The organism is Planomonospora algeriensis (assembly GCF_977012225.1).
In genome coordinates this window covers 1-586 of sequence record NZ_CDRNDK010001052.1, presented here as the reverse complement: position 1 = coordinate 586, position 586 = coordinate 1, and the positions used below count along the sequence as shown (strand labels likewise).

At 76.3% G+C, this 586-nt stretch carries 1 protein-coding gene; it reads left to right on the top strand.

Going from position 1 to position 586, the window contains the following annotated elements; translation table 11 throughout:
- The coding region (locus ACWJ6R_RS37750) for a condensation domain-containing protein (protein WP_449066769.1) at positions 1-586 on the top strand (586 nt) is incomplete at both ends.

Here is a 586-nt window from a genome sequence, read left to right as displayed (position 1 = left end):
GCCCTGGCGTGAGGTCGAGGGCGTCGATCCCGAGCGGGTGGCGGCCGAGGAGCGGGGGCGCCGCTTCGATCCGGCGCGGCCGCCGCTGCTGCGGTTCGCTCTGGTGGGGGTGGGGCCGGGGCGGCACCGGCTGGTCTTCACCAACCATCACCTCCTGCTGGACGGCTGGTCGACGCCGTTGCTCGCGGCCGAGCTGCTGGCGTTGTACACGGGGGAGGAGCCCGCGCCCGCGCCGCCGTACAAGGAGTATCTGGCCTGGCTGGCCCGGCAGGACCGGACGGCGGCGCGGGAGGCGTGGGACCGCGCGCTCGACGGGGTGGACGATCCCACGCTGGTCGCGCCCGCGCTCGCCGCGTCCGCCGTGCCCGTCCCACCCGAGCGCGTCACCGCCGAACTCGGCTCCGAGGCGAGCCGAGGGCTGACCGTGCTGGCCCGCGCCTGCTCCACGACCCTGAACACGGTCGTGCAGGCCGCCTTCGGCCTGCTGCTCGCCCAGCTCACCGGCCGCGACGACGTCGTCTTCGGCGGCACCGTCTCCGGCCGCCCGCCGGAGCTGCCCGGCGTCGAGCGCATGATCGGCCTGTTC